This window comes from Devosia sp. Z11_6, assembly GCF_058133665.1.
This window is the reverse complement of the sequence record NZ_JBYUNQ010000004.1, coordinates 306,652-328,696: the sequence shown is the minus strand read 5'-3', so window position 1 is coordinate 328,696 and position 22,045 is coordinate 306,652. Positions and strand designations below refer to the sequence as shown.

The window sequence follows — 22,045 nt, the reverse complement described above, 5'->3', positions numbered from 1 at the left end:
GAGTGGTATGCCCGGCCATCATTTCTCGCAACAGGCGCGTTGCCGCACATGACCCAGCGTAACCGCAAGTTGATCGGCATTGTTTTGCTGCTGGGGTCCATCGTGGCCTGGCTATGGCTTGGCACGGCGATGTATCTGCAATTTCCGGCTGGCCTGCACCCACTGGTGTTGATCGTTTATTTTCTGGTGGTGGGCATGGGCTGGTGCTTGCCGGCCATGGCGATCATCCGCTGGATGGCCAAGCCCGACAGCGCTTAAGCGCCGATCTTGCCCAGCCAGGTGAAGAGCGCCCCGGTGGCAAACACATCCACATAGCGACGGTTCTGAAACAGGCCATTGAGCGACACGCGCGGGAGCGCGTGGAGTGCCTGGAGGTGGTGCGGATAAAGCCCGCCCGGCCGGGTGGTGACGGCCGAAGCAAAGCCGAGTTCGCGGGCGGTGGCGAATTCGCGCTCCCCGGCCGAGGCCGGGCCGCCGATGGGATAGGACAAATGGATTGGACGGGTGCCGAGGCGTTCGGCAAGGATGTCGGCCGAGCGCGCCATTTCGCTGCGGGCGTCTTCGGGCGGGAGTTTGGCGAGTTCGTAATGCTGCACGGTATGGGCGCCGATGGTGCAGAGCGGATTGGTGGCCATCGTGGTGAGCTCGGCCCAATCCATGATCAGCGCGCGGCAATGAGCGGCCAGGTCAAAGCCGTGGTCGGCGGCGAAACGATGGAGCAACGCGACGCGGTCGGGCTCGGGCATCTGGCGCATGCGCCAGTAGAGGCCATCGTAGGCAGCTTGTTTCTCGGCTGTTGTCAGGGTGTCGCGTGGGCCGGGCTCGCCCGCGATCGCGATGCGGTTGTTGGCGGCGATGATGTCCTCGATGGCCTGCCACCAGACATCGCCAGTGCTATCGACTAGGGCGGTGGGCACATAAAGGGTAAAAGGAGCCGCGTGGCGCTCAAGGATGGGCAGCGCGTAGTGGAGATTGTCCTTGTAGGCGTCGTCAAAGGTGAGGACGGCAAAGGGGCGGGTCTTGGCGGGGGCGGCCAGGCGCGCGATGGCCTCATCGAGGGAGACAATGTCGACCCCGAGGTCGCGCAGCCGCTCGATCACGTAGTCGAGGAAGGCGGGCTCGATCTGGAGGATTGCGTTGGGCGAGAAATCGGGCGGGGTTTCGGGCAGGACGCGGTGAAGCGTGAAGATCACGCCCCGCGCGTTCGACAGCGTACGCACAAGGCCCGGTAGCCGGGACAGCCACAAGGCCTCGAACATGGCCCGGATGGCGGTGTATTTGAGCGACATGGCGCGGTTCAGGCCGCGACACGTTCTTCGGGGAAGGACGCAACTTCCACCAGCCCGAAACCGGCCTCCAGCATCTGTTCGCGGGTTTGCTCGATCTGGTCGACATTGTCGATGGAGGCGGTGACGAGGATAACCCGGCCATCGAGCGCCTCGAACATGGGCAGGGTGGAATTGGGGCCAGCGGGACCGGTCAGCAGCACCACGACCTCATAGATGTCGCCCAAAGCTTCGACCAGGGTCACGGGCCTCGTGGATCGGCGATCGAGCATCGGGGATTGGCCCCATGGCACTTCGGCAAAGCTGTTGTCGGCCGATTTGTGCACGACCTCGCCAAAGCTTGCCGCTTCATTGGTCAGATCGGACAGGCCGGGCTCCTCGGTGAGGCGGGCGCTGCCCGCATCAACCAAAGCAACGCTGAGACCCCTGGCAAGGGCATCGCCCACCAGTTCCTCGGCCATGGCGGCGCTTTCGTCATGACCGGCGAGACCGGCCAGGATCACGAGGCGGGTGCGGCCGAGTGCGAGATCGGCAGCCAGGTCGCTGAAGGCGACGGTGTCGGGCAGTTTTTCATCACGGTAGTGGAGGCGCGGCGTGTCCAGATGGGATGCGGCATAGGCGTGGGCCAGGGCGTCGGGAATAGTTTGCTGTTCGGGCTCGTCCTCGACCACGAGATCGGGCGCGACTTCAAGCAGGGCACGGCGCAGGCGGGCATGGCCGTCTTCGGCGGAAACCTGCTCGGGGGCGGGAACGTCCGCCTCTTCTTCGTCGCTCGCGACAGGCTCGGGCTCGGCTTCGTCGGCTGGCGGCAGCGCAGCGAGGATGGGGACCACCACGACGGGCACGAGGGGCTCGGCCTGGGCGACCACGGGAACCTCGATCATGACGGGCTCATCCTCGTCCTCGGCGTCCCCATCCTCATCCTCCTCGTCCCCGGCTTCGTCAGCGAGCGTGATGGCCTCGGGCTCGTCGGCAAAGACGGGCTCGGCATAGCGATGGAGGGGCTCGTCGGCGTCGATGAGGTGTGCGGCTTCGGGGCCCAGTTCAGCGGTGGCGGGCTCGGGTTCTTCCCAACGCTGGTCGGGCTCGAGCTCGGCTTCCTGGAAGGGGACGGCGTCGAGCTCATCCTGGTTGCGCTGCACGACGAGGGTGCGCGCGGGGGCGATGGCGCGGCCCGAGATCAGCTCGTTGAAGATGACGAGGCCCAGCTGGAGCAGCAGGGAAGCCAGCCCCACCAGGATCAAGGTGAACTGGGTGCGTGGCGAAGAAGGCGTGACGGCGGGAGCGGCCATGGTCACCACCCGCACATCGGGGAGAGTCGAGTTGGTGTCAGTGCGCGACGCGGCTTCGCTATAGCGCTGCAGGTAGCCTTCGAGCAGATTGCGCTGGGCCGCGGCTTCGCGCTGAAGGCTGTCGAGGGTGACGGTGTCCTGGGTCGCGGTGGAGGCCGAGGTCTTGGCGGTGGTGAGATCACCACGGAGCGATGCTTCCACATCAGCTTCGATCTGGGCTTCCGCTTCGAGCGCTTCGGCGACGCGGCGGCCCTCGATGGCGATCTGGTTGTTGAGTTCGTTGATCTGGGCGTCGGCGGCGCGGATATTGGGATGGTTGCCGAGCAGGGTCGCCGAAAGCTGGGCCCGCTCGCCCTGGAGGCGCGCCTTTTCCTGGCTGAGCTGCTGGATCACGGCGGAGTCGCGCACATCGGCGACGCCGTCGATGGGCTGGCCGCGCTCCAAGAGGCCGCGAATCAGGGCAGCGCGCGACAGGGCGGCGTTCTTGCGCTCCTGGGCGGCGTTGATCTGGGTCGCAATGGTGGAAAGCTGCTGGTCGACGAGACTGGTATTGTTGTTGCCAACAAAGAGGTCGTTGTCGACCTTGAAATTGGCGACGGCGGCCTCGGCTTCGGTGACGCGGCTGCGCAGTTTCTGGATCTCGGCATCGAGCCAGCCAGATGCCTCGGCGGTGTCGGAAAGAGACAGCTCGGCGCGGCGCGCCACATGGGCCGCGGCAATGGCATTGGCGATATCGGCGGCCCGCTGCGGATCGGTCGAGCGGAAGATCACCGAAATGATGCGCGAGTCGCGCTCCTGGATCACGGTGAGCCGATCATAGATATTGGCCAGAACGGTTTCATCAATGTTGTTGGGGGCGCTGGGACGGCCCAGCATCTGGGTCAGCATGGCGAGCGGGGAGAAGCCCGCACTGCCCCCATTGAATTCGGCAACCGAGCGCAGACCGAGCTGGTCGATCACGCGCAACAGGGTGTCGCGCGACTTGATCAGTTCGATCTGGCTGGACACGACCCCGGCTTCCGCGCCGGTCACCGAAGGAGCCTGCTCGTTGGCCGAGCGGGTGTAAATATTGCTGCGCGGCTCCACCAGGATCCCCGCCGTCGACTCGTAAAGGCGCGGCATGAACATCAGGATGGCAAAGGTTGCGGCGAGCAGCACCAAGGTGACGAGGATGATGCGCGGAAGCCGCCGCAGGACTGCCCCGCTCAGCGCAGCCATATCGATCCGTGCGTCCTGCACGGTTTGCGCCTCATAAGACATCGCCTACCTCGCCCAAGTTCTGCCTTGTTATTGCGCCGGCGTGGTAAGCAATCCGTTAAGCTGCTCGCAAAGCGCGACCGGCAAGCGACGAACTAAGCAAAATCTTAACCATGGCAGGACAAAAGTAGCGCAACTCAAATGCCGAGATTTGCATGCGCTGGCTTCCAATACTTTCCATTGCCCTGGTGATGCCTCTTGCAGCCTGTGCAACCACACGCGACGCAACCTATCTGGTCGAGACCAAGGGGCCCTATCAGCTCGACACAGGCGATACTTTGCGCGTGACCGTTTATGGCGACGAACAGTTGACCGACACCTACCGCGTCGATGACAGCGGCTCGGTGGCGTTTCCGCTGGTGGGTCCGGTGCAGGTGCGCGGGCAAACCACCCAGACGGCGAGCCGGCGGCTGGCCGGGGCGCTGGCCAATGGCTATATGCGCAACCCCGACGTGGCAGTGGAAGTGGCGGAATACCGGCCGTTCTTTATCCAGGGCGAGATCGGCAATTCCGGCCAGTTTCCCTATGTCCATGGCATGACCGTTCGGGCCGCGATCAGCACGGCGGGCGGGTTCAGCGACACGGCGGATCGCAACAAGGCGGTGGTGTATCGCCGTCAGGGTGACCAGATGGCCAAGGGCACGGTCGACCTCGACTTCCCAATTTACCCCGGCGACACGATTGTTGTGCTGGAGCGCTGGTTCTAGGGGTGGCGGGGCGCCAAACAGGCAAGCTGCGGATCCTGCAAGTGATGCGCGCCCCAGTGGGCGGGCTGTTTCGGCACGTCGCCGACCTGACGCGGGCCCTTGCTGGAATGGGGCATGAGGTCGGGCTGGTGGTCGACAGCCTCGCCAATGACGCGCAGACCGAAACCAGGCTGACCGCCCTCCTCCCTCATGCAAGCCTTGGCATTCACCGCTTCGCCATGCCGCGCGTGTTGGGCGCGGGCGACCTCGCCACGCCGCTGGCAGTGCGCCGGCTGGCGGGCAAGCTCGATATCGATGTGCTGCACGGGCATGGCGCCAAGGGTGGCTTTTATGCGCGGTTGGCACGGCTTGCCGGGGCAAGGGCCGCGGCGGTTTATACGCCCCATGGCGGAGTGCTGCATTTCTCCTCGGCCAGCCGATCAGGACAGGTGTTCCACCTGCTGGAGCGGGCGCTGCTCAGGCAAACCGGCGCCATCATTTTTGAGAGCGCCTATGCCAAGGCCACCTATGCCGCCCTGATCGCCGAGCCGAGTTGCCCGACAGTGGTGATTTATAATGGGCTGACGCGCGAAGAGTTCGTGCCCCTGCCCCCGGCTCCCGATGCGGCGGACTTCGTGTTCGTGGGCGAGCTGCGTCAACTCAAGGGCATCTTTGTGCTGGTGGAAGCACTGGTGGATGTGCGTCGCCCCGATGGATCGCCGGCAAGGCTGGTGATGGCGGGTGATGGTGGCGACCGGCAGTCGCTGATCGAGCGGATTGGGCAGTTGGGACTGAGCGATCGCGTCGTGCTGCCCGGCGCAATGCCGGCGCGCCAAGTTTTTCCTCAGGGCTGGTGCGCGGTGGTGCCGTCGCTGGCGGAATCACTGCCCTATGTGGTGCTGGAAGCGGCGGCGGGGCAGCTGCCCGTGATTGCCACCCGGGTGGGGGGCATTCCCGAAATCTTCGGGCCGACGGCCGGAAGTCTCGTCGCGCCCAACGATCCGCTGGCCTTGCGGGCAGCAATGCAGCAGGCGCTGGATCATCGTGAACAAGCGCAAGCAGAGATGGCAACGCGGCTCGATTTTGTCCGCCAGAACTTCTCGCTCGAGCAGATGAGCGGGCAGATCGAAGCCCTTTACCGCGGCCTGTTAGATAAGCCTTAGCGTCATAATTTCACTGAGTTTTCATTCCTTTTGACCCACACTGCTCCCTTCCCAGGGAGTAGTTGCTGCGCCATGTTTCGTGTCGATCCCCAACAGGCCGTGGTTGAACACGTCAATAAGGCCTTGGGAGAAACACCTGGCCCACGCGCGCTTTCGCCCCAGGCTGAAGCCATCATCGCCCAGCCGGTGGAAGGGGTGATCTCGGGTCCCGTGATCGTTGGCGTCGCGCAGATCATCGAAGCGCTGCTTTTGGCCACGCTGGGCTACGGCATTTATCATTTCTATGTGCAGCTCGATGAACCCGGCTTTTACGTACCGGTGATCATTGGCGCTTGCCTGTTGGCCAATGTGCTGTTCAACGCGGCGCGCACCCACCGCATTGCCGCCTATCGCACCATCTTCAACCAGATCAGCCGCGTCCTTGTGGGCTGGACGCTGGTGATGGTGGCGCTCACCGTGGGCATGTTCTTTTTCAAGGCCGGGGACATGTTTTCCCGCGTCTGGCTGATTGGCTGGTATGGGGTGGGCGCGGCAACGCTGATCGCTTATCGGCTCAGCCTGCGCGGGGTGGTTGGCTATTGGACCGAGCGGGGCCGGCTCAAGCGCCGCACCGCGATTGTGGGCGGTGGCGCCGACGCCGAAGTGCTGATCCGCCAGATTCGCGCCAGCGCCAACAACGACATCAAGCTTCTGGGCCTGTTCGATGACCGGGTGGATGATCGCTCGCCCGACACGGTGGATGGGTGCCCCAAGCTGGGCAAGGTGGCCGACCTCCTCGAGTTTGCGCGGCGCACGCCGGTGGATCTCGTGATCGTGTCGCTGCCGCTATCGGCCGAAAAGCGCGTGCTGGAGATGCTGACCCAGCTTTGGGTGCTGCCGGTGGACATCCGGCTATCGGCGCATATGAGCAAGCTCAAATTCACCAACAAGGCTTATTCCTATGTCGGGGATGTGCCGGTGTTCGACATGGCCGACCGGCCGATTTCGGACTGGAACCTCATCTTCAAGTGGCTGTTCGACAAGCTCGTCGCGCTGGTGGCGTTGATCGTCTTGTCCCCGGTGATGGTCGCCACGGCCATCGCCATCAAACTCGAGAGCCCGGGGCCGGTGTTCTTTATCCAGAAGCGGCATGGCTTCAACAATGAGCTGATCCGCATCTTCAAGTTCCGCTCCATGCGCACCGACATGATCGACCAGAGCGCGAGCAAGCTCGTGACCAAGGATGATCCGCGGGTCACCAAGGTGGGGAAATTCATCCGCCGCACCTCGATCGACGAGTTGCCGCAGCTGTTCAATGTGCTGCGCGGGGAGCTTTCCATTGTCGGCCCCCGCCCCCATGCGCTGCAGGCCAAGGCGGAAAACCAGCTCTATTACGAGGCGGTGGAAGGCTATTTCGCGCGGCATCGGGTCAAGCCCGGGATGACCGGCTGGGCGCAAGTGAATGGCTGGCGTGGGGAAACCGACACGATCGACAAGATCATGCAGCGCGTGAACCACGACCTTTATTATATCGAGCACTGGTCGATCCTGCTCGATCTTTACATCGTGCTGCTGACGCCGGTCTCGCTGGTGTCCAAGAACGAGAACGCCTACTAGCCCGGCCAGAGCGCGCCGCCGAGATAGCGCTCGGCGAGCTCGGCGGTGCCTTGGGCAAAGCCGGGCAAATGGGTTTGGGCGAGCTCGGTTTCGATATGGGAGCCGATAAAGGTCAACAACGCCATGCGGCGCAGCATGACCATGGAATCGATCGAGGCAATATCGGCCGGGGTGAGTGAGCGTTTCGCTGTGTAGGCGGCGAGCCAGGCCTGGCGCAGGTCGGGCACCGAAGCATGGGTTTCGTGAAACGAGATCGCCGCAGCAAAATCATAAGTGAACCAGCAAAAGCCGCAGTCATCGAAATCGATGAGGCTGACGGTGTCGCCATCCACCAAGAGATTGCCCAGCCGCATATCGGCATGGATGAGGCCGTAGCGTTCGCTCGATGTGCCATAAGCCGCAAGGCGGGCGCGCAGTTCGGTATCGAGTCGGTCGAGCAGCGGGCGGATGGCGCCGTCTACGCCTGGGGCTACGCGCCAATCGCCCCAGAGGCCATCGGGATCAAGAATGGTGGCGGCGTTCCATGCCTGGCGGACAAAGCCGGCGGGGCGCGGCCAGGCCAGCGCATGGGCATGGAGGCGGGCGGCATAATCGCCGAGAGTAGCGAAGAGCGGCGTCAGCTCGGCGTCGATGGCTGGCTCGGTGCCGGCAATGAAGCGGAACAGCACGGCATTGCGCGATTCTCCCGCCGCCGTGGTGACGGTCTGCAAGAGGCGCTCATTGGCGCCCGGCACGGGTTGGGGCAGCGGCAGATCGGTGTCGCGCTCGAGGGCGGCGAGCCAAGTCAGTTCACTCTCGATGGTCACCGGGCTTTGATAGGCCGGGCGATGAACGCGCAGGCAAAACCGCTCGCCACCGGGCAGATCGGCGCGAAAAGTGTGGTTTTCGGAATGATTGATGAGGGTGAGGGTGGCCGTGCCGAGCTGCGGCCAGAGCGTTCGCACGGATTCGAGATCGCGCTGATGCAACGGCATGGCGGGTGTGCCCGCTTCTTGAAGCGTGAATTGAAAATGGTCGGAGCGGCCGGATTTGAACCGACGACCCTTTGTCCCCCAGACAAATGCGCTACCAGGCTGCGCTACGCCCCGACTGCCGGGACACATAGAGAAGCTAGGGTTTTCAGGCAACCCCGAAATTCGGGAACAAAGGAACAAACCGAAAATTCGACGTCGAAAAACGCTGTTAGTGGGAGAAAGCCCCACCAAAGCGTCACAGAGGTTGCGCTTTTCGTTCACGGCGGTGGAGCAAGGCAGATGGCACAGTAGAATACGATAGATGACGCGCCGAAGGATGGGACCGTATTCTTGGGGTTCTACCGCCGTCTAGCGGCTTCGCGGCTGACCAGACCTGCAGCGATGCGTCTGGACCGTTTGGGGCGGAGGATGTTGGAATTGCCAGTTTGAGAAAGGCGGTCGAGACCCCACCCACTGGATGCCCCTCCCACCCCTCCGGTCCAAAGCTAATGGGAGAGGGGAGATGGAACTGAGCGCCAAACAAGAGCAGCGGATTGGTTGGAGGATGCGCCACATTGATTGGCTCCTGCCCGGACGTCCGGAGGTACTGAGGACAAAGAGTAGTTTGTCGCAATGTTCGAGGCTACGCTTGATCAGAGCTTCTTAGAGGGCACGCTAGAGCCGCATCGGCTCGTTGAGCTTATTGCCACCAAAACCAGCAGGCCATCCCCTGCCTGCCATAGCTAAAGCAAAAGGCGATCTGGCTAATCGAAATAGAACGACCCTAACCGAAACCCCAAAGGAGGGAGAGGCTGGGGCGCGATGAACTGCCCAGGATTGGCAGGGACAGATCAAACACCTACCAGGCAAGTTCTGTGTACGTAGAATTGCTCCTTTAAACCCGTTGTTAAGTACGTTTTATAAGTGTTCGGCAAAATTCCAGTTCGATATGGGGTTCGTTTACGAGATAATTGTTAGCTCGTACACCCGACATGCTGCGAGATAAGATGCATTCATCACAGCCGCTCCGCAATAATGTTCAAGTTTTTTTGGACGCCCTAGAGCGCGTCGTGCTGAGTGTAATTTTCAGCTTCTTCGCATGGAAGCTCGGTCAATCGTGGTTGACAACCGGAAGCATCATCACGCTTATCGCTCTTGTTTCGGAAGGCGCAGTTCTCTTTTTTGTGCTTTTCAGGTGCTTCACTACCGAAGTTTCGATGCTACCTGGGGATTGGCTGCTCGCTTTTTTGGGCACTGCAACGCCGCTCCTGGTACAGCCCTCTGGAAATGAAGGGCTTGCTCCGCAGGCTCTTTGCGCAGCGCTGATGTTGGTTGGAATGTCTGTCCAGATCGCTGCCAAATTAACGTTGCGACGGAGCTTCGGAGCCGTGGCAGCGAACCGGGGGGTGAAGAAAAAAGGTCCCTATCGGCTGGTTCGCCACCCCATGTACGCCGGCTACATCTTGACCCAGATTGGATTCCTCCTCTCCTACCCAAGCGTCTTCAACCTGGCGGTTTATTCTGCAGCATTTGCTTTTCAGATCGGGCGCATCTTGGCGGAGGAAAGAGTCTTAGCGCGCGATGCAAGCTATCGTGATTTCACTGCTGCCGTGCCTTATCGGCTGGTGCCTGGTGTATTCTGATTTGAGGCGCAGCGAACACAACGCCGATTTGGCCTAGTAGCTGAACATTGGACAACAGTTACAGCCGTCAGGGCGAAGGGTCGTATGCCTTTGGTGCTTGTCAGGACCCCGACCTACCGTGGCTCGGAACCGCTCCAACGAGCCATTCAGTGCCTACGGGCGCAAAGCCATGGCGAATGGATCTGCGAGGTGCGCGATGATTGCCCAGATGGCAGCGCGCGTAGTGTGCTCGAGGAGCTAGCGGATCCGCGCGTTCGCTATGTTCACAACCAGCCGCAGAAATTCGGCGTCCAAAATCTTGACGACTGCTTTAGCCTGGAGAACGCATTTCACGCCGACTACTTCTTCATGCTGGAAGATGACAACCAAGTTCGCCCGAGTTCGGAGCGCCTTAGGACGCATGCGAGCCCTATCGGTTACACCGGTGTCCCCGTCTTGTCTGGCCTGCTCCCCTGCCCTATGTTTGGCGATGCAGGAGATGTTTCCTGCATTCGTTCTCAGGGCGGGGTGTAATTCCCCACCGGCGGTAAGGGGAAACCCAAGCCCGCGAGCGCCCGGCGCAGGTCGGGGTCAGCAGATCCGGTGTGATTCCGGAGCCGACGGTTATAGTCCGGATGAGAGAGAACGGGTCTGGCTATGGAGCTTGAGCTTCGTTGCGGTTGTGCCGCTGCGGGGGGTGAGCGCCATTCCTTCCCGTAAACCCTGAGGTAGCTGGGTCTTACGCGAAAGGATAACTCGTTGAGCCAGATTGCCTCCGCCTCCCCCCGTCGGCAGATTTCACCTTCCATCCAGGGCGCCATGCTGATGCTAGGCGCCGGGATTGCCTATGCGGGCGTCAATGTCGCCACGCCCATTGCCACTTATCAGTTGGGCTTTCCCTCCACCTCTGCCGTGTTCTGGCAGTATCTGATCGCCGCCGTGCTCTGCATCCCGCTGGTGTGGAACATGGGGCTGCGCGCGCTTAAGACGCGCCATCCGATGGTGCATCTGGTGCGCATCGTGCTGTCTGCGGCCGGCGCGCAGGCCTTTGGCTTTGCCTTTGCCTTTGGCGTGCCGCTTTGGCAGGTGATCGCGCTGGTGATGACCTCCCCCTTCTTCATCATTCTTGGGGCCTGGCTGTTTCTGGGCGAGCAGGTGCGGTTGCCGCGGATTGTCGCGACAGTAACCGGGTTTGCCGGCGCGATGATTATCCTGCAGCCCTGGAGTTCGGTGTTCACCTGGGCGGCACTGCTGCCGATCCTGGCGGCGGCGCTGTGGGCGGGATCGTCGCTGCTGACCAAATATCTCACTCGGTTCGAAACGCCCGAATCGATCACGCTCTACCTGATGTTGCTGATGACACCCGCCAATGCGCTGTTCCTGATCCCGACCGGATTGGCCATTCCGGGCGGCGAAGTGCTGTGGCTGATGGTGCTGATCGGGTTCTTGTCGGCGGCAGCGCAGTATCTGCTGGCCAAGGCCTATGCGGTGGCAGACGCGACCTATCTGCAGCCCTTTGATGATCTCAAGTTGCCGCTCAATGTGCTGGCGAGCTGGCTCATCCTGTCGCAGGCGCCAGATCTCTGGTTCTGGCCCGGCGCGCTGTTGATCGTAGGGGCATCGCTGTTCATCATGCGGCAGGATAACGGGCGCAGCGTTCCGGCGTCACGCTGAGCCGGGGCGCTACGGCGCCCCAGACTCTCCCGGGAGGCGATTGATTCGGAATGATTGAGCATTCCGCCGGGAAAGCGTTGTCGATCGTGCCGGGGGGCGCTATCTCCTCGCCAGCCCAAGAACAAGGCGGAGGGAATCAATGGCGCCGACAAGCGAGCAACAAGCTGGATATGTGCTGACGCTAAGCTGCGTGGACAAACCGGGCATTGTTGCCGCGGTGACCACCGAATTGGCGGCGCTGGGTGCCAATATCGCCGAAAGCAACCAGTTCTGGGATCGCCAGACCGGCACCTTCTTTATGCGGCTGGCCTTTGCTGCGCCCGAGGGCGTCGATCGCGATGCGCTGGAGCGGGCGCTGCGCGCCCCGATTGAGCGGTTCGGGATGAAGACCACGCTGGTGCCGCTGTCGCGCCGGCCCAAGATCGTGATCATGGTCTCGAAGTTCGACCATGCCCTCCTGCACCTGCTCTACCAGATCCGCGTTGGGTGGCTCGATGCCGAGGTGGTGGCTATCGTGTCCAACCACCCTGAGGCGCAGCGGATCGCCGATAACGAAGGCATCCCGTTCCATCTGTGGCCGGTGAATACGAGCAACAAGGCCGAGCAGGAAGCCAAGGTGCTGGCGCTGGTGCAGGAAAGCGGCGCCGATCTCGTGGTGCTGGCGCGCTATATGCAGGTGCTGTCCGATACGCTGTCGACGCGGCTCTTTGGCAAGATCATCAATATCCACCACTCGTTCCTGCCCAGCTTCAAGGGCGCCAAACCCTATCACCAGGCCCATGAGCGCGGGGTCAAGCTGATCGGGGCCACGGCCCATTATGTGACGCCGGACCTCGATGAAGGCCCGATCATCGAGCAGGAAACCGCACGGGTGACCCATTCGATGAGCCCTGAGGATATGCTGGCGGCTGGCCGCGATATCGAGAGCCGAGTGCTGGCGCGGGCCGTCAAGCTGCACCTCGAAAACCGGGTGATGCTGAACGGGCACAAAACGGTGGTGTTCGGCTAGATCAGGTTTCGCGCGCCCGCTCGAGCAGGCGCTTGCATTCCAGGAGTTCGCGCAGCACGTCGGAGAGCTTGTTGCGCGCCTCCTTATCCAGCGCGGGGCTGGCGGTCATCACCGCTTCTTCGATCTCGGCTTCGTCGCCGGCTTCTTCGGCCATTTCGATCATGGGCAAGATGTCTTCCACCGGCTTGCCCTCGCCCACAGCGATGACATAGCGACTACCCTGATCCTTGAGAATGCGCTGGACGCCCTTGATGGTAAAGCCCTGATCATAGAGCAGATGACGGATGCCGCGCAGCAGCAGCACGTCTTCGGGTCGATAATAGCGGCGCCCGCCGCCGCGTTTGAGAGGCTTGATCGTGGAGAATCGCGTCTCCCAGAACCGCAGCACGTGCTGGGGCAGGTCGAGTTCTTCAGCGGCCTCGGAAATGGTCCGGAAGGCGTCGGGAGACTTGTCCAACACACACCCCTTGGCAGAAACGCCTTACTTTTCAGCGGTGACCATAGATTTGTTGATCTTGGATTTCAATACGTTGCTGGGTTTGAACACAAGAACCTGCCGGGGCAGGATTGGTACTTCCTCGCCAGTCTTGGGATTGCGCCCGATGCGCTCGTTCTTGGAGCGTACCTGGAAGGAGCCGAACGAGGAGAGCTTCACATTGGAGCCCGAAATCAGCGCCTCTGAGATCAGATCGAGCACGCGCTCGACCAATTCCGCCGATTCGGTTCGGGACAGACCTACCGAGCCATAAACGGCCTCCGCCAAGTCAGCCCGCGTTACTGTCTTCTGAGTCATTCGCACCCCCGTTTGGACGTCAGGGCCGGCCCATGCAAACAGGCCGATTGCTTGCCTGCTTGTGGCGGCAGCACCCAGCGCGTTTCGCCCGGGCAGCGGCCACAGAACAGTGTTGCCACCCGCTCAGTTCACATGCTTCCAGCGATTGCCGCACCGGGCTCCTCCGGCCCGCCGTTAACACTAACGCCTTGAAACACCTCAGGTCAATGCAGCCAAAAAGGCTTACCAGCGAATAAGCGAAGCACCCCAGGTGAAGCCGCCGCCCATGGCTTCGAGCATCACGAGGTCACCCTCTTTGATGCGGCCATCGGCCACCGCAACGCTGAGCGCGAGGGGAACTGAGGCGGCCGAAGTGTTGGCGTGGCGATCAACGGTGATCACCACCTTTTCGGGGGGCAAGCCGAGCTTGGCCCCTGCCCCATCGATGATGCGGCGGTTGGCCTGGTGGGGCACGAACCAGTCGAGGTCGTCCACGGTGTAGCCGGCCTTGTCGAGCGTGTCGTAGACCACATCGGTGATCTTGCCGACGGCATGGCGGAACACTTCGGGCCCCTGCATGCGCACATGGCCGACGCCCTTGGTGGAGGACGGGCCGCCATCCACATAGAGCTTGTCCCAATGGTGGCCATCGGAGCGCAGGGCGGAGGCAAGAACGCCGCGATCGGGCGCGCCATCAGCGATTTCCACCCGCTCCATGATCACCGCACCGGCGCCGTCGCCGAACAGGACGCAGGTGCCGCGATCGGTCCAGTCCAGCAGGCGCGAAAAGGTTTCGGCACCAATCACGAGGGCGCGGCTGGCAAGGCCGTTCTGCAGGTAGCTGTCGGCAGTAGCGACCGCATACACAAAGCCCGAGCATACCGCCTGCAGGTCAAAGGCCATGCCGTGATGCATGCCCAGCTTCATCTGCACCAAGGTCGCCGCGGCCGGAAAGGTGTAATCGGGCGTGGTGGTCGCGACGATGATGAGGTCGATGTCGTGGGGCGTCATGCCGGCGGCATCGAGCGCCTGCTGGGCGGCCGCAACGGCCAGATCAGAGGTGAACTGACCTTCGGCGGCGATGTGGCGCTCCTTGATGCCGACCCGCTGCTGGATCCACTCGTCGGAGGTATCCACCATCTTGGCCAGTTCGGCATTGGTCAGGATTTTTTCGGGCAGATAGGCGCCCACGCCGCGAATAATAGAACGAGTCTTGGTCACGCCGGGTTCGCCTCGGATGGTGGAGGTGGAGTTTCGGCAACGGCACTGACGGGGAAACGCTTCATGCTGTCGCCGATCTTGTCGATCAGGCGGTTACGCCCCATTTCATAGGCAAGGCCAAGGGCACTCTTGTAGCCGATTTCATCGGTGCCGCCATGGGACTTGATGACAACGCCATTGAGGCCCAGGAACACGCCGCCATTGACGGTGCGAGGATCCATCCTATGGCGTAGCTGCTTGAGGGCCGACATTGCAAAGAGCGCGCCGATTCGGCTCATCAGATTGGCCTTGAGGGCGTTGGACAGGTATTTGCCAACCTGGCGGGCGGTGCCTTCGGCGGTTTTGAGAGCGATATTGCCAACAAAGCCCTCAGTGACGACCACATCAACCGTGCCCTTGCCGATATCATCGCCTTCAACAAAGCCATGATAGGTGAAACCGGCGCCGCTGGCATCGGCGAGGATGCGGCCGGCCTCCTTGATGGAATCAAGGCCCTTCACTTCCTCGGTGCCCACATTGAGCAGCCCGATGGTGGGGGATTCATGGTTGAATAGCGCCCGAGCGAGCGCCGAGCCCAGAATGGCGTAGTCCACCAGTTGGCGCGCATCGGCGCCAATGGTGGCGCCCATATCGAGCACGATGATGTCGGTGCGCAGCGTAGGCCAGATCGCCGCAATGCCGGGGCGCGCAATACCTTCCATGGGCCGGAGGCAAAAAGTTGCCATGGCCATCAGGGCGCCGGTGTTGCCGCCCGAGATTGCCACATCGGCCTGGCCATCCTTGACCGCCTGGATAGCCATCCACATGGACGACGTGCCCTTGCCCTTGCGCAGGGCCTGGCTCGGCTTTTCATCCATGGCGATCACCGCTTCGCAGTGATTGACGGTGCTGACCGGCTTTAGCTCGGAGAACTCATCGAGCAAGGGGCTGATCTGTTCTTGGCGGCCATGGAAGATGAAGCGGCTATCGGGGTGCTCGCGCCAGGCCAAAAGCGCACCGTGGATTACGGCTCGGGGGGCGTTGTCGCCACCCATTGCGTCCACTGAGATGGTTATCGTGTCAGTCATTTCGGCCTATGGTTGGTCCCCGGAAGGCTCGGCGGCACCATACCCCACCATGGGGTCGGCGCAAGCCCGGCCAAGAGGGCAAGTTCTTATTTATCGTCGCCAGTCTTGAGCTGGCGCAGGCTCGCGAACGGCCCCTGATCTTCGGGGGGCGCCACAATACCCAAGGCGTCGAGGCTTTCGCCGGGCAAGCGCGGATAGGGATCGATGGCCAGGGCCAGGGTCTCGATCAGCAAGGCGCTGAGGTCAACCTCGGGCCCGTCGATGTGATCGGGAAAATCATCATCCTCGAGGTCGATGAACAGTTCCGAGCCGGGCGTAGCCTTGTGGGCCTGATCGGGCTCGGGCAGGAAGACGCGGTCCACCGGCTCGTCGATCTCCTGCACCACTGGCTCAAAGGTCACGACGGAAGGCTGCACGATGCGCGCGGTCAGCCGACCGAGCACCCGGATGCCGCCGCGCAGTGGGGTCGCCACCAGTTTGGCGCCGAATTGCTCCACGGCAGATAGCTTGAGTTGCTCGGCCAGCGCAGCGAGTGCTGCGGCTTGGGGGTGAACCTCGATCTCGCGGCCCGTTGCAGGCAACCGATCCACCCGGATCACTGCGTCGATAATGGGTGCATCAGTGTGCTTCATGCCGCTACCTCAAAGGAAAGGGTGCCAGTGGTGATCGCCTGGCTCGACTGGCGCGCCAAAGCCGCATCGAGCGCCAGCACATAATCGGCGAGCGCCGCGACCTGGGCCGGCTCGGCGCCATCGAGCACATTGCGCGTCAGCACCGATTCGAGAGCTGCACGATCATTGCTGTCGATGGCAACATTAAGGGCAGCGAGCAAACCAAAGAAGATATTGCCCATTTTCTGAATTTTCTTGGGCACTGCCATGTCGCCGACGCCCATTTCACGCAGGGAGCGGTCCATGTCCTTGAAGAACAGGTCAAACACGGCCTGGCTGAATTCTTTGGTGCGCGCATCTTCCGAGCGCAGGCGGCGGAACAACAGGGCCAGATGCAGGCTGATCATGTCGAAACGCCCAGTGACGGTATCGGGCACGCCCCAGTCGCGATAGAACAGCGGCTGCCGGGATTGAGACACAATGGCGCTATAAACGGCGTAAACGGGCTCGGCAGCAGGGTTCTTGCGGAACAGGGAGAGGATCATGGATTGCGCTCAGCGTCTTGATCGGTCAAACACGAAGCAGGACCTGCGGACGGGTGATTGCCACCTTGCCAGATTGGCGCCTTGGCAGGTACACATTTCGGCGGCCGGAAAGACCACGAATTCGTGGGGACGGCTATAATCGAGTGCCATCTGGAAAGTCAAATTCATGCCTGTGCGTTTCGCCCTCGGACCGATGATGCCGTTTGCTGCCGCCGCTGTGATTGCCGTGGCACTTGCCGGCTGTACCGGTAGCAGCACTGCCTTTGTCAAAAACCGGACCCAGGGCTATGAAATTTCGGAGAGCGCGCTGGCGCAGATTCGCGTCGGCCAAAGCAAGGAACTGGTGACGCTGGTGCTCGGCTCACCCCAGACCACCAATACCTTTGGCGACCAGTCGGCCTTCTACTATGTAGAAACCAAGGTGCAGCAGACCAATTTCGGGCTGACCAACATCAAGTCCCGCACGGTGCTGGTGGTGTATTTCGACAAGAACAACAAGGTGGTCGACAAGGCGGTGTATTCGCTGGCCGACGGCAAGACGGTGACCATCGAGAGCCGCCGTACCCCATCGTTTGGCGAGGATCGCTCGTTTGTGGATTCGATCCTCAATTCGTTCTGAGGCAAGGCTGCCCCAGTGACACAAAAGCCCCGGGAGACCGGGGCTTTTTTATTGGCTAGAGCGTTTCGCTGAGGTTGTTGCCATGTTCGCGCGCCATGGCATCAAGCGTGGCATTGACCAGCCCGCTGGCATCGTCCTCGTAGAAGGCCTTGGCCACATCCACATATTCAGTGATGACGACGCGGGGCGGAATATCGCGGCGGCGCAGCAGTTCAAAGGCGGCGGCGCGCAGGATGGCGCGCAGCGTGGCATCGACGCGTTCCATGGGCCAGCCTTCGGCCAGCGCCCGATCAACGGCAGGATCGACCTCGAGCTGGTGCTTGGCGACGCCAACTACGATCTGGCGGAAAAAATCGGCGTCCGCGGGCAGATACTGCTCGCCCTCGATCTCGCGGCCGAGATGAAAGGCGCCGAACTGCGCGAGGGTGTCTTCCAGGCTCTGGTGCCCGACATCCATCTGATAAAGCGCCTGCACCGCTGCCAGCCGGGCAGCACCACGCTGATTGGCGGGTCGGTCGGTTTGCGGGTCGCGTTTGGGGGCTTGGGCCATGAGGGGGTAACTCGAATGGGGGGTGGCCGGTTCATTGCGCGTCGGAAAAGCGCGACCGGGTGAAACACGGGATCAGTCTTCAGGCAGTGGCGGGCTGCTGTTGGCCTGCGCCAATTCGGACAGAAACGAGCGGAAGTCGTCGGCAGCCGAGAAGTTCTTGTAGACCGAGGCGAAGCGGACAAAGGCCACGTCGTCGAGCCCCTTGAGCCCTTCCATAACATATTCGCCGATCTGGTCGGAGGTGACTTCCACATCGCCGAGCGATTCGAGCTGGCGCACGATGCCCGAGATCATGCGCTCGATGCGCTCGGGATCCACCGAGCGCTTGCGCAGGGCGGTGTAAACGGAGCGGGCCAGCTTTTCGCGGTCGAAGGGGACCTTGCGCCCACTCTTTTTGACCACGGTTAGGTCGCGCAGTTGCACGCGTTCGAAAGTGGTGAAGCGGCCGCCGCAGCCGGTGCAGATGCGCCGGCGCCGGATGGCGCCGGAATCTTCGGTCGGGCGGCTGTCCTTGACCTGCGTATCGTCGTCGCCGCAATAGGGACAGCGCATGCCTAAGCCTTACTGGTAGATCGGGAAGCGGTTGGTGAGGGCGACGACCTTGTCGCGCACCGCGGCTTCGACCATGGCATTGCCCTCTTCGGAATTGGCTTCACGCAAACCATCGAGAACCTCAACGATGAGGTTGCCGATTTCCTGGAATTCAGCGACGCCAAAGCCGCGGGTGGTGCCGGCGGGCGTGCCGAGGCGAATGCCCGAAGTCACGAATGGCTTTTCCGGATCGAAGGGAATGCCGTTCTTGTTGCAGGTGATATAGGCGCGGCCAAGCCCCTGCTCTGCGCGCTTGCCCGTGGCGTTCTTTTTGCGCAGATCCACAAGCATAAGGTGGTTGTCAGTGCCGCCCGAGACAACATCGAGCCCGTGGGACTTGAGCGTTTCGGCCAAAGCACGGGCATTGGTGACGACTTGCTGCGCATAAGCGCGGAACTCGGGCTGCAGCGCTTCCTTGAAGGCGACGGCCTTGGCGGCGATCACATGCATCAGGGGCCCGCCCTGCAGGCCTGGGAACACGGCGGAGTTCACCTTCTTGGCGATGTCCGCGTCATTGGTGAGGATCATGCCGCCGCGCGGACCGCGCAGTGATTTATGCGTGGTGGTGGTGACCACATGGGCATGGGGCACTGGGGAGGGATGGACACCGCCGGCAACGAGACCGGCGATGTGGGCCATATCGACCATCAGGTAAGCGCCAACCGCGTCGGCGATTTGGCGGAAGCGCGCCCAGTCCCAGAAGCGGGAATAGGCGGTGCCGCCGGCCAGGATCAGCTTGGGCTTGTGCTCGTGGGCGAGGCGCTCAACTTCGTCCATATCAAGGAGGTGATCATCGGGGCGCACGCCATAGGACACGACGTTGAACCACTTGCCGCTCATGTTGACGGGCGAACCATGCGTCAGGTGCCCGCCCGAATTGAGGTCGAGGCCCATAAAGGTGTCGCCGGGCTGCAGCAACGCCAGGAACACGGCCTGGTTCATCTGCGAGCCGGAATTGGGCTGCACATTGGCAAAGCCGGCGCCAAACAGCTGCTTGGCCCGCTCGATGGCGAGGTTTTCGGCAATATCCACAAACTGGCAGCCGCCATAGTAGCGCTTGCCCGGATAACCCTCGGCATATTTGTTGGTCATGATCGAGCCCTGGGCTTCAAGCACAGCGCGCGAGACGATGTTTTCCGAAGCAATCAGCTCGATTTCGTGCTGCTGCCGACCCAGTTCGCTGCTGATAGCGCCCGCGATTTCAGGATCGGTTTCTGCCAGACCGGCGGAGAAGAACCGAGGAAAGAGCGGAAGAGAGGCAGCAGCGCTCATGGCGTACTCCAGAATCCAAGATATTGGGTTATGGTGGGTGGTATGGCGCAGCCTGTAGCACAAAGCGCGGGCTCAATCCAAGGGCGCGTTAGCTATTCGCTTATGTGACGCAACTTGCGGGCCGCTGGATCATTTTAGCAGTTGGAGACCGGATAGGCCGGCCACGTGGGGGCAGGAGTTTATCATGAAAACCATCATCAATACCGTAGGCGCCGTAGCTATGGCCGGCTTGCTGGCCTTTTCCGGATCGGTCCCCGCCGAGGCGCAGGGCCTGTTCAGTCGCCATGATCGCGGCTGGCACGATCGCGACTGGCATGATCGGGGCGACTGGCGCCCGCGTCGGCATCATCATCGCGGCTGGCGCGGTAATGGCGGTGGCGCAGTTGCCGCCGGTGTGCTGGGCTTTGGCCTTGGCGCAATCGTGGGCGGAGCCATCGCCAACGACAATCGCCGGGGTGATCGCTTGATTGGCCCGGTTTATGATTACGGGCCGTCCTATAGTGCCCATGTTCGGGCCTGCTATGCGCGCTATCGCTCCTATGATGCGCGCACCGATACGTTCCTCGGCTATGACGGCTATCGTCACCGCTGCAATCTCTAGCAGCTAGCTCCTCCAAAAAGCCCGGGTTTGCCGGGCTTTTTACTAGAACAGACGTGGTGTTGCGGCGGGTGCCGGCGTTTCGGCGAGCCGCCGGCGAAGTTTGGCGAGCGCGACTTGCTGCATCTGGGTGCGGGTTGCGGCGGCCGGTGTGATCACCACGACCTCGGTCCCAGTGGCGCTGTCGATGGCCGCGACGCGCATCTGGGCGCCAACCTGAACGAATTCAAACAGAACCTGAACGTCGTTCATCTTGTCTCCGGGCGGATGCTACTCCCGCCCTGCCCTCAATTGTGGACCATACAAAAAAGGCCCTCCCGAAGGAGGGCCTCGATAGGTGCGTCGCTTAGGCTTCGAAGGTCGTCTTGCCCTGCGCGTCGAAGTTGTAAACGTCGTCGCGGAAGCTAACGGTACCCTGCCGGTTGGCCCAGGCCGTGATGTAGGTGGTGTGGATCGGCACCTGACCCTCGCACTTGACGTCGAGACGCTGCAGCGATTCGAAGGTGGCGTTGACCCGGTCCTGGGTCCAGTCACCATTGTCCCGCAACAGCCAGCTCACCAGCTGATGCACGCTTTCGACGCGCACGCAGCCCGAAGAGTGGAACCGTGCATTTTCGCCGAACAGAGCCTTGGTCGGGGTGTCGTGCAGGTAGCAGTCATAGGGGTTATAGAAGTTGATCTTGCAGTGGCCCATGGAGTTGGCGGCGCCTGGCTCCTGGCGATACATGTAGTTCACTTCTGCATCGCTGATATTGGCCCAGTTGATCGTGGCAGGATCGATCTTGTTGCCCGAGCCATCATAGATGAAGATGTTCTGCTCGGCCAAGTAGTTGGGGTTTTCCTGCATGTACTTGGTCAGGTCCTTGCGGACCAGCGACTTGGGCACGTGCCAATAGGGATTGAAGTTGATCTGGCTGATCTTGCTGGCCATGATCGGGGTGGCGCGATCGACACGGCCGACAACGGCGACGTGGCGCTGCTCGACCATGCCGCCAGCAACCGCCTCGATGGTGGCGGCGGGGATGTTGACCACCACATAGCGCTCGGACAGGTTGGGCGCGAGGTTCTGCACCCGCTGGAAGTTCAGGTAGAGCTGGTTGAGGCGCGTCTGGGCGGGAACGTTGAGGGCGTACCAGGTGGGCTCGTCGATCTTGCCGTTGACGATGAGGCCGTGGCGCGCCTGGAAGGTGCGGATGCCGCGATCGGTGACTTCATCGACCACATCATCGACATTTTCTACCAGCGCCATATCGCCCGACGAGATCAGGCGGCGCTTGAGCGCGATGGCCGGCTTGCCCTTCTTGCCGCTGGACAGGCCATAAGCTTCCTGCGGGACTTCTTCCCAGCCGCCGGCGGCGACAAAGGGCTCATACTGGGAGATCGCCAGCTGCAGATTATAGGCCGTATCAAAGGACAGGATCGGCTCATTGGTCGCAATCAAGGCTTCGGCGGCGGCCGTGTTGCCGTCGGAGTCGATTTCGCGCAGGGTCCGATTGCCCGAGAACAGATCCAAGATGCTGCCGTCCTGCGCCCAAACGGCGGAAGGAAGGGCAGCGCTGGCTCCGGCAACGGCCATGGACCGGAGGAGTGAACGTCGATTCAACCGCATCTAAACACATCCAATTTGCCCGTCGCGAGTTGCGAGGGTCTTACCATCGTGT

The 22,045-nt window shown here is 61.9% G+C and carries 24 protein-coding genes, 1 tRNA gene and 1 riboswitch; of the genes, 10 read left to right on the top strand and 15 right to left on the bottom strand.

Annotation, left to right across the window (positions count from 1 at the left end; translation table 11 throughout):
• Positions 1–48 precede the first annotated feature (48 nt).
• On the top strand, positions 49–258 hold the full coding sequence (locus AC3YMN_RS13805; RefSeq protein ID WP_489890434.1) for a DUF2842 domain-containing protein: 210 nt from the start codon (positions 49–51) through the stop codon (positions 256–258).
• On the opposite strand, the gene AC3YMN_RS13800 is transcribed toward AC3YMN_RS13805, so the two are convergent.
• Positions 255–1,289: a polysaccharide deacetylase family protein gene (locus AC3YMN_RS13800; protein WP_489890433.1), complete on the bottom strand. Its 1,035-nt coding sequence runs from the start codon at positions 1,287–1,289 to the stop codon at positions 255–257. The two genes, AC3YMN_RS13805 and AC3YMN_RS13800, sit on opposite strands and share 4 nt — an antisense overlap.
• 8 nt (positions 1,290–1,297) lie before the next feature.
• Positions 1,298–3,838: a Wzz/FepE/Etk N-terminal domain-containing protein gene (locus tag AC3YMN_RS13795; RefSeq protein WP_489890432.1), complete on the bottom strand. Its 2,541-nt coding sequence runs from the start codon at positions 3,836–3,838 to the stop codon at positions 1,298–1,300.
• A 152-nt stretch (positions 3,839–3,990) separates the two neighbouring features.
• Here AC3YMN_RS13795 and AC3YMN_RS13790 point away from each other — a divergent pair, with 152 nt between their 5' ends.
• The 3 genes from AC3YMN_RS13790 (at position 3,991) to AC3YMN_RS13780 (ending at position 7,280) form a co-directional block, all read left to right on the top strand.
• Positions 3,991–4,542: a polysaccharide biosynthesis/export family protein gene (locus tag AC3YMN_RS13790; protein WP_172122908.1), complete on the top strand. Its 552-nt coding sequence runs from the start codon at positions 3,991–3,993 to the stop codon at positions 4,540–4,542.
• A 44-nt stretch (positions 4,543–4,586) separates the two neighbouring features.
• Entirely contained in the window at positions 4,587–5,684 is a 1,098-nt protein-coding gene (locus tag AC3YMN_RS13785) for a glycosyltransferase family 4 protein (protein ID WP_489890543.1), read from the top strand.
• Between the two features lie 72 nt (positions 5,685–5,756).
• Positions 5,757–7,280 carry an undecaprenyl-phosphate glucose phosphotransferase gene (locus AC3YMN_RS13780; RefSeq protein ID WP_489890431.1) on the top strand — a complete coding sequence of 508 codons (1,524 nt, stop codon included), beginning with the start codon at positions 5,757–5,759 and terminating at the stop codon, positions 7,278–7,280.
• On the opposite strand, the gene AC3YMN_RS13775 is transcribed toward AC3YMN_RS13780, so the two are convergent.
• Both AC3YMN_RS13775 and AC3YMN_RS13770 read right to left on the bottom strand, forming a co-directional pair.
• Positions 7,277–8,254 (bottom strand): phosphotransferase enzyme family protein, encoded by a 978-nt coding sequence (locus AC3YMN_RS13775; protein ID WP_489890430.1) that lies wholly within the window; start codon positions 8,252–8,254, stop codon positions 7,277–7,279. The genes AC3YMN_RS13780 and AC3YMN_RS13775 overlap by 4 nt on opposite strands.
• A 37-nt stretch (positions 8,255–8,291) precedes the next feature.
• Positions 8,292–8,368, bottom strand: a tRNA-Pro gene (locus AC3YMN_RS13770).
• Between the two features lie 872 nt (positions 8,369–9,240).
• Here AC3YMN_RS13770 and AC3YMN_RS13765 point away from each other — a divergent pair.
• The 4 genes from AC3YMN_RS13765 (at position 9,241) to purU (ending at position 12,538) form a co-directional block, all read left to right on the top strand.
• Complete coding sequence (locus tag AC3YMN_RS13765; RefSeq protein WP_489890429.1) at positions 9,241–9,876, top strand: methyltransferase family protein; 636 nt, start codon at positions 9,241–9,243, stop codon at positions 9,874–9,876.
• Between the two features lie 84 nt (positions 9,877–9,960).
• Complete coding sequence (locus AC3YMN_RS13760) at positions 9,961–10,389, top strand: glycosyltransferase (RefSeq protein ID WP_489890428.1); 429 nt, start codon at positions 9,961–9,963, stop codon at positions 10,387–10,389.
• Positions 10,366–10,506, top strand: a riboswitch (FMN riboswitch). It overlaps the preceding gene by 24 nt.
• 108 nt (positions 10,507–10,614) lie before the next feature.
• The gene (locus AC3YMN_RS13755) at positions 10,615–11,529 is read left to right on the top strand and encodes a DMT family transporter (protein ID WP_489890427.1); all 915 of its coding nucleotides are present in this window, start codon (positions 10,615–10,617) and stop codon (positions 11,527–11,529) included.
• Positions 11,530–11,668: 139 nt separating this feature from the next.
• Positions 11,669–12,538 carry a formyltetrahydrofolate deformylase gene (gene purU / locus AC3YMN_RS13750; RefSeq protein WP_172122903.1) on the top strand — a complete coding sequence of 290 codons (870 nt, stop codon included), beginning with the start codon at positions 11,669–11,671 and terminating at the stop codon, positions 12,536–12,538.
• A 1-nt stretch (position 12,539) separates the two neighbouring features.
• On the opposite strand, the gene AC3YMN_RS13745 is transcribed toward purU, so the two are convergent.
• The 6 genes from AC3YMN_RS13745 to AC3YMN_RS13720 form a co-directional block, all read right to left on the bottom strand.
• Complete coding sequence (locus tag AC3YMN_RS13745) at positions 12,540–12,995, bottom strand: MerR family transcriptional regulator (RefSeq protein ID WP_127752533.1); 456 nt, start codon at positions 12,993–12,995, stop codon at positions 12,540–12,542.
• A gap of 24 nt (positions 12,996–13,019) precedes the next feature.
• The gene (locus tag AC3YMN_RS13740; RefSeq protein ID WP_127752532.1) at positions 13,020–13,331 is read right to left on the bottom strand and encodes an integration host factor subunit alpha; all 312 of its coding nucleotides are present in this window, start codon (positions 13,329–13,331) and stop codon (positions 13,020–13,022) included.
• Between the two features lie 222 nt (positions 13,332–13,553).
• A complete protein-coding gene (locus AC3YMN_RS13735; protein ID WP_127752531.1) occupies positions 13,554–14,531 on the bottom strand; it encodes a beta-ketoacyl-ACP synthase III in 978 nt (325 codons plus the stop codon).
• Positions 14,528–15,598: a phosphate acyltransferase PlsX gene (gene plsX, locus AC3YMN_RS13730; RefSeq protein ID WP_127752530.1), complete on the bottom strand. Its 1,071-nt coding sequence runs from the start codon at positions 15,596–15,598 to the stop codon at positions 14,528–14,530. The genes AC3YMN_RS13735 and plsX overlap by 4 nt, the downstream gene beginning before the upstream one ends.
• A gap of 86 nt (positions 15,599–15,684) precedes the next feature.
• Positions 15,685–16,230 carry a YceD family protein gene (locus AC3YMN_RS13725; protein ID WP_127752529.1) on the bottom strand — a complete coding sequence of 182 codons (546 nt, stop codon included), beginning with the start codon at positions 16,228–16,230 and terminating at the stop codon, positions 15,685–15,687.
• The gene (locus tag AC3YMN_RS13720) at positions 16,227–16,754 is read right to left on the bottom strand and encodes a ubiquinol-cytochrome C chaperone family protein (protein WP_127752528.1); all 528 of its coding nucleotides are present in this window, start codon (positions 16,752–16,754) and stop codon (positions 16,227–16,229) included. The genes AC3YMN_RS13725 and AC3YMN_RS13720 overlap by 4 nt, the downstream gene beginning before the upstream one ends.
• Before the next feature lie 166 nt (positions 16,755–16,920).
• On the opposite strand from AC3YMN_RS13720, the gene AC3YMN_RS13715 reads away from it, so the two are divergent.
• Entirely contained in the window at positions 16,921–17,373 is a 453-nt protein-coding gene (locus tag AC3YMN_RS13715; RefSeq protein ID WP_127752527.1) for an outer membrane protein assembly factor BamE, read from the top strand.
• A gap of 55 nt (positions 17,374–17,428) precedes the next feature.
• Here AC3YMN_RS13715 and nusB read toward each other — a convergent pair whose 3' ends face one another.
• From nusB to glyA, 3 genes are all read right to left on the bottom strand, one after another.
• Entirely contained in the window at positions 17,429–17,923 is a 495-nt protein-coding gene (nusB, locus tag AC3YMN_RS13710) for a transcription antitermination factor NusB (protein WP_127752526.1), read from the bottom strand.
• A gap of 72 nt (positions 17,924–17,995) precedes the next feature.
• On the bottom strand, positions 17,996–18,475 hold the full coding sequence (gene nrdR, locus AC3YMN_RS13705; RefSeq protein WP_127752525.1) for a transcriptional regulator NrdR: 480 nt from the start codon (positions 18,473–18,475) through the stop codon (positions 17,996–17,998).
• A gap of 9 nt (positions 18,476–18,484) precedes the next feature.
• Positions 18,485–19,786, bottom strand: coding sequence for a serine hydroxymethyltransferase (glyA, locus tag AC3YMN_RS13700; protein WP_127752524.1), 1,302 nt, complete (start codon positions 19,784–19,786; stop codon positions 18,485–18,487).
• Positions 19,787–19,970: 184 nt separating this feature from the next.
• Here glyA and AC3YMN_RS13695 point away from each other — a divergent pair, with 184 nt between their 5' ends.
• A complete protein-coding gene (locus tag AC3YMN_RS13695) occupies positions 19,971–20,387 on the top strand; it encodes a BA14K family protein (protein ID WP_489890426.1) in 417 nt (138 codons plus the stop codon).
• Between the two features lie 42 nt (positions 20,388–20,429).
• Here the strand turns inward: AC3YMN_RS13695 and AC3YMN_RS13690 are convergent, their stop codons facing one another.
• A complete protein-coding gene (locus AC3YMN_RS13690) occupies positions 20,430–20,636 on the bottom strand; it encodes a DUF6898 family protein (protein ID WP_127752522.1) in 207 nt (68 codons plus the stop codon).
• 94 nt (positions 20,637–20,730) lie between these two features.
• Positions 20,731–21,897 carry a L,D-transpeptidase family protein gene (locus AC3YMN_RS13685; protein ID WP_489890425.1) on the bottom strand — a complete coding sequence of 389 codons (1,167 nt, stop codon included), beginning with the start codon at positions 21,895–21,897 and terminating at the stop codon, positions 20,731–20,733.
• Between the last annotated feature and the right edge of the window lie 148 nt (positions 21,898–22,045).